Source organism: Phytoactinopolyspora endophytica, from assembly GCF_004138495.1.
GTDB lineage: Bacteria > Actinomycetota > Actinomycetes > Jiangellales > Jiangellaceae > Phytoactinopolyspora > Phytoactinopolyspora endophytica.
In genome coordinates, this window is record NZ_ML142859.1 from 179976 (window position 1) to 186774 (window position 6799).

General features: G+C 68.5%; 2 protein-coding genes and 1 pseudogene. 2 read left to right on the forward strand and 1 reads right to left on the reverse strand.

The window, feature by feature from the left end:
• Positions 1–198 precede the first annotated feature (198 nt).
• Both ELR45_RS20960 and ELR45_RS20965 read left to right on the forward strand, forming a co-directional pair.
• Entirely contained in the window at positions 199–2121 is a 1923-nt protein-coding gene (locus ELR45_RS20960) for a TIGR03960 family B12-binding radical SAM protein (protein WP_129668084.1), read from the forward strand.
• A gap of 1030 nt (positions 2122–3151) precedes the next feature.
• A pseudogene (locus ELR45_RS20965) lies at positions 3152–5542 on the forward strand (Rne/Rng family ribonuclease); the annotation flags it as partial.
• Between the two features lie 40 nt (positions 5543–5582).
• On the opposite strand, the gene ELR45_RS41250 reads toward ELR45_RS20965, so the two are convergent.
• On the reverse strand, positions 5583–6799 hold a 1217-nt coding region (locus tag ELR45_RS41250; RefSeq protein ID WP_240759959.1), incomplete at its 5' end, for a DUF3418 domain-containing protein.

Here is a 6799-nt window from a genome sequence, read left to right on the forward strand (position 1 = left end):
CTACCGGTGCCGGCCGACCGATCACGCGGCGGCCGCATCCTCTTCACCGGGAGCGGTGACGTACATATCTCGCTGTCGCGGAGTGCCCAGACGACGTTGTAACCCAAGCCGGTCCTTGCGACTGGTGGTGAGTCGTCCCGTCAACCGTCCCGTAGCATGGGAGGTTGTCCTCATCGTCCTTACGGAGTTGCACTTCTCATGTCCGTCGAATCGTTGTTTCCGCGGCTGGAGCCGCTGCTGTCCCAGGTCAGCAAGCCGATTCAATATGTGGGCGGCGAGCTCAACGCCGTTGTCAAGCCGTGGGATGAATCAGAGGTCCGTTGGGCGCTGATGTATCCGGACGCCTACGAGGTGGGTCTTCCGAACCAGGGTGTCCAGATTCTTTACGAGGTGCTGAACGAGCGCGAGGGCGTGCTCGCCGAGCGCACGTACTCGGTCTGGCCGGACCTTGAGGCGCTCATGCGGGAGCACGGCATCGGCCAGTTCACGGTCGACGCGCACCGTCCCGTCGTCGCGTTCGACCTGTTCGGGATCTCGTTCGCGACGGAGCTCGGTTACACGAACCTGCTGACGGCGCTGGATCTCGCCGGCATCCCGCTGGAAGCGTCGGACCGGGACGAACGGCATCCGGTGGTGATCGCGGGCGGCCATGCGGCGTTCAACCCGGAGCCGATCGCCGACTTCGTCGACGCGGCCGTGCTCGGCGACGGCGAGGAGGTGGCGCTGGCGATCACCGAGGTGGTCCGCGAATGGAAGGCGGAGGGCAGTCCCGGCGGACGGGACGAGCTGCTGTTCCGGCTCGCCGCCGGCGGTGGTGTCTACGTGCCGAAGTTCTACGACGTCAGCTACCTTCCGGACGGCCGGATCGACGCAGTGGTGCCGAATCGTGCTGACGTGCCGGGGCGGATCCACAAGCACACGGTGATGGACCTGGACAGCTGGCCGTACCCGCGTAAGCCGCTGGTTCCGCTGGCGGAGACGGTCCATGAGAGGTACAGCGTCGAGATCTTCCGCGGCTGCACCCGGGGCTGCCGGTTCTGCCAGGCGGGCATGATCACCCGGCCGGTCCGTGAGCGGTCCATCACCGCCATCGGGGACATGGTGAAGAGCGGGGTGGAGAACTCCGGCTTCGAGGAGGTCGGGCTGCTCTCCCTGTCCAGCGCGGACCACAGCGAGATCGGTGAGGTGGCGAAAGGGCTCGCGGACCGGTACGAGGGGACCAACACCTCGCTCTCGCTCCCGTCCACGCGAGTCGACGCCTTCAACGTGACACTCGCCGACGAGCTGTCCCGCAACGGCCGCCGCTCCGGGCTGACCTTCGCTCCGGAAGGCGGCACTGAGCGGATGCGTAAGGTCATCAACAAGATGGTCAGCGAGGACGATCTGATCAAGACAGTCGCCGCTGCATACGGCAGTGGCTGGCGCCAGGTCAAGCTCTACTTCATGTGCGGGCTGCCGACCGAGACCGACGACGACGTGCTGGCCATCGCCGACCTCGCGAAGAAGGTGATCGCCAAGGGACGCGAAGTCTCCGGTCGCAAGGACATCCGGTGCACGGTGTCGATCGGGGGGTTCGTCCCGAAGCCCCACACACCGTTCCAATGGGCCGGGCAGACTCCCCATGAGACCGTCGACTCGCGGCTGCTCAAGCTGCGGGACGCGATCCGGTCGGATCGTACGTACGGCAAGGCCATCGGGTTGCGCTACCACGAAGGCAAACCCAGCATGGTGGAAGGCCTGCTCTCCCGCGGCGATCGGCGAGTCGGGCGCGTGATCCGTGCCGCCTGGGAGGACGGTGCCCGGTTCGACGGCTGGACGGAGCACTTCTCCTTCGAACGCTGGGTCTCGTCCGCTCAGCGCGCGCTCGCCGGTGAGCCGGTCGATCTGGACTGGTACACCACACGTGAGCGCGGCCACGACGAGGTGCTTCCGTGGGACCATCTCGACTCCGGCCTTGACCGCGAATGGCTGTGGGAAGACTGGCAGGACGCGCTCGACGAGGTCGAGGTCGACGACTGCCGGTGGACCCCCTGCTTCGACTGCGGCGTCTGCCCGCAGATGGGCACGGAGATCCAGACCGGCCCGACGGGCCGGAAGCTTCTCCCGCTGACCGTCGCCTGACGCGCAGGACCGTGCCGTAGCGGACAAATTTGACGTCCTCCCATTGTGACGTCTCACCTGGTGCTTTCCTCGCCGCTGCCCGTCGGTGGCTCGCCCTGACGATGGCGATGCACACGGTATGGGCCGATCGTGTGCGATACTCGACAGTGGTTGGGCGGAACCTACCGCTCAATCCGGCGACGTTCTCGCCGACGTCCATGGGGCGCTCGGCACGGTGGCAACGAGCCGATGTTCAGCCGCGAGGCGGTGTGCCAACAGCGCAGACCGCCGGCGCGGCGACATTGTGGCGCGGCCTCCGACGCATATGCCGGTGAACGTGGTTGATTACAGGCTTCTCCGTCGGCGAGTGATGTTCGCATCAGGCCGGCGCCAGACAGAGCCCGTGCACGGTGGCAGCGCTCACGCGAACGTGCGGATGCCGCGCCGCCGGGCCCGGGGTTGACGGGAGTATACGTATATGCAGGACGAAGAGACCAGCTCGGCCGCACTATCGGCTGAGCCAGCAGAGGCTGCCCCTGCTCGGCGGACACCGCGGAGGCGGGCCGCCAGCCGCCAGGCGGGTCCGCCTCAGGAACCAAGTACCGCCGAGGCGCAAGCGTCGGAAGCCGCCCCATCGGCGGAAGCCGGCCCAGCGCCGGAATCCGCCACAGCGGCGGAAACGGGTCCGGCAGCGGAAACGGGCGGCACAAGTACCCGCAAGCCTGCGAAGCGGACGGCTGCGAAGAAGCCCGCCGCAAAGAAGTCGGCTGCTGCCAAGAAGTCCCCGGCCAAGGGCGGCGCCGCGGAGGCGAGCGCACAGCCCGAGGCGGCCGCAGATGCTGAAACGGGTGTGGTGACCAGCGAAGCGGCTGCCGAACCGGCGCCGAAGAAGCGAGCGACCAGGAGCCGTAAGAAGGCCGTGGCCGCAGCCGAACAAGCGGTCAGCGCCGACGCCGCACTCGCCGCCGGCGAACCAGCTCAGCCGGAGCCCTCGGCGTCGCCCGAGCCCTCGCCGTCGTCGAAGTCCTCGGCGTCGTCGAAGTCCTCGGCGTCGCCGGAAACCGCCGCATCCACGGTGCTTTTCCAACCGCCGACGTTCGACGCCACCCCTCTGTTCGAGGCGCCGGCTGTGGAGGAGAGCCGCAGCGAACGTGTCGCGGACCGGCGCGATGAAGGCGACCGGCCGTCGAAGGACGTGCCGGAGCCGGCCACGGAATCCCAGAGCGACGACGGGGACGACAGCGACGACGGCGAGGATGCCGCCTCGCGGCGCCGGCGTCGGCGGCGTGGCGGTCGCGGACGGCGCAAAAGGACCGACGAGGCCTCCGACGACAGTGGCCTGGACACCGACGATGAGGGCGCCGGCGAGCGTGACGGCGAGGTCGCCGAGCAGCCCGCCGAGGCAAGCACAGAAGCCGCGGAACCCTCGGAACCGGATGACGACGGCCATGCCGACGAAAGCTCCGACGACGGCTCGGACGGCGGAAGCCGGCGGCGCCGCCGGCGCCGGCGCCGCAAGAGCGAAGACGGCGAGGACACGCGCACCGACGACCCACCGAACACCGTGGTCCGGGTCCGGGATGCGAAGGAGCAGGACGACGAGGTCAGTGTCGTCAAGGGCTCGACTCGGCTGGAGGCGAAAAAGCAGCGCCGACGCGAGGGACGCGAGGCCGGTCGCCGCAGGCCACCGATCTTGAGCGAGTCTGAGTTCCTCGCTCGCCGCGAGGCGGTGGATCGCGTGATGGCGGTCCGGCAGGACGGCGACCTCACGCAGATCGCCGTTCTCGAGGACGACATCCTCGTCGAGCACTACGTCAGCCGCGCGTCGCAGCAATCCATGATCGGCAACGTCTACCTCGGCCGTGTTCAGAACGTGCTGCCGGCGATGGAAGCGGCGTTCATCGACATCGGTCGTGGCCGTAACGCCGTGGTGTACGCGGGTGAGGTGGACTGGGCAGGCCTCGGGCACGCTGACGGGCCGAAACGCATCGAGGATGTCCTTAAGTCTGGTCAGCCGACCCTGGTCCAGGTCACCAAGGATCCGGTCGGCCACAAGGGCGCCCGGCTCACCGGACAGATCAGCCTCCCGGGCCGGTATGTCGTGTATGTGCCCGGTGGCTCCATGAGCGGGATCAGCCGCAAGCTGCCCGACAACGAGCGCAACCGGCTGAAGAAGATCTTGAAGAAGGTCGTTCCGGAGGACGCCGGCGTCATCGTGCGGACCGCCGCCGAGGGCGCCTCCGAAGAGGAGCTGACCAACGACGTCGCACGCTTGAAGGCCGAGTGGGAGGCCATTCAGAAGAAGACCTCCGGCAGCGCTCCCGCGTTACTGCACGGCGAGCCGGACCTGGCCATCAAGGTGGTCCGGGACCTGTTCAACGAGGACTTCACCAGGCTGATCGTGGACGGCGACCAAGCCTGGGCGACGATCGACGAGTACGTCGGCGGCGTGGCATCGTCGTTGCGGGACCGGGTTGAGAAGTGGACCGGCAGGGACGACATCTTCGCCGCGCTGCGTGTCGACGAGCAGATCACCAAGGCACTCGACCGCAAGGTCTGGCTCCCCAGTGGCGGATCGCTCGTGATCGATCGCACCGAGGCGATGACCGTCATCGACGTCAACACCGGAAAGTTCACCGGATCGGGTGGAAACCTCGAAGAGACGGTCACCAAGAACAACCTGGAAGCCGCCGAAGAGATCGTCCGCCAGCTGCGCCTGCGCGACATCGGGGGCATCATCGTCGTCGACTTCATCGACATGGTGCTGGAGTCGAACCGGGACCTCGTGTTGCGCCGGCTCGTGGAGTGCCTCGGCCGGGACCGCACCAAGCACCAGGTCGCCGAGGTGACCTCGCTGGGCCTCGTCCAGATGACCCGTAAGCGGATCGGCACCGGTCTCGTCGAAGCGTTCAGCGAGCCGTGCTCGCACTGCAAGGGGCGCGGTGTTCACATCCACATGCATCCGGGCGACGCTGCGAAGACCTCCACCGCGGAGGAGACGTCGGGCAAGGCGGAACGGCGTGGCCGCCGCAAGCGCGGCGAGCAGCAGCAGCCGCCGGCGTCGACGCCGGAGAAGACGGAGGCGCAGCTCACTCCCAAGCTTGAGGCGCATGCCACCCCTGGGGAGGCGTCGCCGGCCGACCTCATGCCGGTGAGCGCGGCAGCGGCCGCGGCGAACGGCACCACGCCCGATCACGATGGAAGCCCCGACGACGGTGGACGGCCCGACGACGATCGACGGCCTGATACCGCCGCGAACGGTCACAGCATCGCAGCAGCGGAGGACAGGAAGCCGTACGCGGACGCGGAAGCACCGACAGGTGACACGCCGTCGTCGGCCACCGGCGACGAGGAGAGCTCGAAGCCGCGGGCTCGGCGCGGGCGACGGCGGGCACAGCGTCCCGCCGGCAGTCCCGACGAGCACGCGACCTCGCCCGCCTGACACCAGAGTGTGATCTCCAACGGCCGGATGCGGGACCCCGTCAGGAGGCGGGGTCCCGCATCCGACCGTGAGCCTGGGCGACGGCTCGGAGGATGCGTTTCTCGGAGACGGGCTGGGCTGTACGGAGCTCCTGGGCGAACAGGCTGACGGCGAGTTCCTCGATCATCCAGCGGATGGCGTCGTGCTCCGCGGTGGGCATCCGATCCGGCGGGATCGCGTCCAGGAGGTCGTTGTACGCATCCTGCACTCGGGCGATCGTCTCCATATGCTGGAGGTCACGGTGCGGGGACGCCCCGAACTTCTCCACCCGCCGCTCGAGCCCCTTGAGATAACGGACAAGATCGGGGAGCCGGCGACGTCCGGTGGACGTGACGAATCCTGGGTGGACCAGGTCACCGAGGTGGTGCCGGGCGTCGGCGACGGAGTCCGGGTTCGCGGTCCGTGGCGCCTGGCTGAGCTGGGTGCGCACACGATGGGCCACCGGCAGCGCGCGCTCGACGTCGGCCACGACGGAGAAGACCTCCTCGATGAGCGAGCCTCGGACCTTGTCGCGCAGGACGGCGAACTCGGCCTCGTTCCAGGCCGGACCCCCGGCGTCGGCGATCAGCGCGTCCGCGGCGCACGCGGTGCAGTCGTCGATCAGGTCGGCGACGCTGCCGTCCGGATTCTGGCTGAGTACCAGCTTCGTCGTGCTCGTCAGATGCCGCTGCACGAATGCCACGGGCGAGGGGATACCCAGCAGGAGCAGCCGCCTGACCCCTACCCAGTGTGCCGCCTCCTGCTCTGCCTGGGTGTGCAGGACCCGTACGGCGGCGCTCGTGCCTTCGTCGACCAGCGCCGGGTATCCGGTGACGAGGTGCCCGTCCTTGTCTTGTTCGAACGTCCGTGGCAGCGCGCCGAGGTTCCACTCGCGCAGCCCGGACCGCTCGATGCCGGCCGCCGCGGCGGCCACCGTCTGACGCATGTCGGCCTGAAGCTCCGTCTTCAGTGCGCTCAGGTCCTTGCCTTCGGCGGCGACGCGCCCTTTCTCGTCGAGCACCCTGAACGTGACCCGGAGATGGCCGGGCAGGCGTGAGACGTCGAAATCCTCCGGTGCCACTGGCACCGCACGAAGCCGCGTCAGCTCGTGCGCCAGGACGGCGGTGAGAGACCTGCCGGCTGAGCCCTGCGCGTGGTCGCTGTCGACCGGTTCCTGCCGGTCGAGCGCGGGAAGCACCTGCCGGGCGGTATCCGGTGCGGGGACGAAGGAACGACGCA